The following is a 3,120-nucleotide window of genomic DNA, read 5'->3' on the forward strand; positions in this document are numbered from 1 at the left end:
TCCTGCATCTCCGGCGCCCACAGCCAGCGGCGCGCCGGCCGCCACCCCGTCGCCCACCCCCGCGTCGACCCCTGTGCCATTGGCCTACGTGGTGACGCAGACCGATATCGTGTCGCGCAGCCTGGCCGAGATCCAGATGGGCCTCGGCACAGACACCGTGACCGAGCGGGTGACGCGTGATCTGCCCTTGGTTGCCATGGCGGTTTCTGAGCTGCTGGCCGAGACGAAGGCCGTTCTGGCGCGAACCCCCTCCATCTCGTCGCTGCATCAGCTCGAGCTGCAGTGGGTGACCATGTACAATCCGCTACCCGGCTGGACCCGCGCGCTCACGGCTCGGATCACGACCCTTCAGGGCAATCTCGAGCGGCTGTCGGCTTTGTCACAGACCTGGGCCAACACCGAGCGCGAGGCCCTCGACAGCAAGACACCGCCAGAGGTCCTCGTGCGCGTCCGCGAGGTCCGGGGCCGCATCGACGCCACCATCCGCCAGCTTCAGCGCGATCGAAGCGAGGCGCTGGCCCTGCAGAGCCGCGTGGCGACCCAGTCGGGTCGCATTGCCGATTGTCAGGCCCTGCTGGCCCGCGCCCGTGACGAGGCTGTCACGCTGCTGCTGGTTCAGGACAGCCCGCCGCTGTGGGCGTGGCAGGCGTTGCTGCAAGGAACGGGCGATGACACCCTGGACGGCGGGGCGTTCTCGTTCTTCTCCAATCTCGAGAGCTATGCGGTGCGCAACCGAATGGCCTTTGTCGTGCACGCCGCGGTGATCGTGCTGCTGCTCCTCGTGGTCGCCTGGGCCCGCGAGCAGATGCTTCCCCGTGTCGAGGAAGAGCCCGCGCTCGAGGGGATGTTGGGGGCGTTCCGCATTCCTTTGTCGGCGGCGGTGCTGCTGTCGATGCCTCTCACCTCCCTTCTCTACCCGGGCGCCCCCCATCTGCTGCGCGCTCTCGGGCTCGCGGTCACGCTTCTCGTCAGTGCCCGCGTGCTGATGCGTGTGCTCGACGGGCCGCTGCTGCGCATCCTCCGCCCCCTGTTCGTCTTCTGTGCCGTCGATCTGGTGCGCCCTCTGCTCGTCGGCCAGCCCCTGGCGCTTCGTCTCCTGTTCATCGCGGAGATGCTCTGCGCAGCGCTGTATGCCACCTACGTGCACGCACGCGCGAAGACCTTGCAGACGACCGATGACGCCGCGGTGTGGAGGCGGGTCTCCAAGGCTTCTCGTGTCTGTCAGGCCTTGTTCGCATTCGCGCTGCTCGCCAGTGTCGCGGGCTACATGGCCCTCTCGCGCATCGTTGGAGAGACGGTGCTCGACAGCATCTACTTCGGCCTGGTGCTGTGCGGCATCGAACGCGTGGTCGAAGGGCTCGTGATCTTCTCCACGCGCATTCCCCCCTTGTCGCGCCTTGCCGTCATCGACAACCATCGCGTTGCGCTGCGCCATCGGCTGAGACCGTTCCTGCGGCGGGTGATCATTGTCTCGTGGTTGCTCGTCGTGCTCAACAGGCTCACGTTGAGGCGAGACCTCTTCTCCTGGATGGGGAAGATGCTGACGACCTCCATCACCCTCGGCAGCATCAAGCTCACCGTGGGTGGGCTGGTGGGCTTCGGGGTTGCCGTATGGGGGGCGTTCGTCGTCACCCGCGTCATCGAGATCGTTCTCGACGAAGATGTCTACCCGCGCATGTCGCTGCCGCGAGGCCTTCCCTTCGTGATCTCGACCCTGGTGCGCTACACCGTGCTGCTTCTCGGGTTCGTGCTCGCGCTGGGGGCGCTGGGCATCGACATGACGCGCTTCACCATCGTGGTGGGCGCTTTCAGCGTGGGCATCGGCTTCGGCTTGCAGAACGTGGTGAACAACTTCGTCTCCGGCCTCATCCTGCTCTTCGAGCGTCCCGCGAACGTGGGCGACGTGCTCGAGGTGAACGGCCAGCTCGGGGAGCTCAAGACCATCGGGCTGCGGGCCAGCATCGTCGGCGTGGCCGATGGCTCGGAGATCATCCTTCCCAACAGCCTGCTCGTGTCGCAGCAGGTGGTGAACTGGACCCGCAGCGATCAGCGACGCCGCATCGACATCGAGATCCCTCTCTCGTATGACGTCGACCCGGACAAGGTCACCACGATCCTGCTCGAGACCGCCGCCCGCTGCCCGAAGATCTCGCGCGAGACCAGTCCCCAGGTCTACATCATGAAGCTGCAGGAAGATCACATGCTCTTCCAGCTGCGCGTGTGGAGCCCCCAGTTCGATGGCGGGCTGGCGCTGCGCAGCGCGTTGAGCCGCGATATCGTCGTGGCGCTGCACGAAGGTGGCATAAAGGTGAGAGGCGAGAGCGGATAGCGCCGCGTCCCCCGATTGTGTCAGAGGAATGCCCCGCGAGGGTACGAACTCTCGGGAATGCGCAACCGTATCGCCCTCATCGCTGTCCTTGTCGTCTCGCTGCTGCTGCCGGCCCTGGCCGACACGCCTGCCACGCCCCCTTCGCTCACCCTCGTCAAAGCCTGGCACGGCAAGGACGGCCCTGTGATGGGCGCAGATTTCCACCCCAAGGGAGGTCAGGTCGCCTTCGGTACGCAGTCCGGCGTGCTTCACGTGCGTGACCTCACCGGCAACGACAACAACAGCACCCTCAAGAACGCCGCGTGCTGGGTGGCCTACAGCCCCTTCGTGGTGGCGGCCAGTCCGAACGGCACCCCCCTGGGCATGTCATCGCTTGTCACCCTCGCGCCGGATTCCACCATGACCATCTGGTTCCCAGACACCTTCCAGCGCCAGGGCTACTACCCCGACTCGGGGACCAATGGGGCCTTGAGCGAGAACGGCCGGATCCTGGCGGTCACCTTCGGGAAGATGAAGATACACATCTGGCACATGGACCACTGGGATCCGTCGTGGCACTCCATCAAGATGGGGGAGCCGTCAGGGGTGAGCGGGCGCGTCACCACCCTCGGTCTGAACCAGAACGGCTCGGTTCTGGCGAGCGGCTACCTGCTCGATGACGGCAAGGGCGCGCTGGTGATCTGGGACCGTCTCACCGGCAAGCAGCTCAACACCCTGCCCCTCGATCAGGCGCCGGGTCAGGTCTGCTTCACGCCGAAGACCAAGAAGATGCTGGCCGTGGTGGGGCGCAA

2 protein-coding genes are annotated in these 3,120 nt (G+C 65.9%); both read left to right on the top strand.

Translation table 11 applies throughout. The features are described 5' to 3' along the window. Positions 1–2,329, top strand: a 2,329-nt coding sequence (locus EB084_22485) for a hypothetical protein (GenBank protein ID NDD31032.1), incomplete at its 5' end; no start/stop codon positions are given. A 57-nt stretch (positions 2,330–2,386) separates the two neighbouring features. Next, positions 2,387–3,120: WD40 repeat domain-containing protein (locus tag EB084_22490; protein ID NDD31033.1), on the top strand; the 734-nt coding region annotated here is incomplete at its 3' end.

This window comes from Pseudomonadota bacterium, from assembly GCA_010028905.1.
Classification (GTDB): domain Bacteria; phylum Vulcanimicrobiota; class Xenobia; order RGZZ01; family RGZZ01; genus RGZZ01.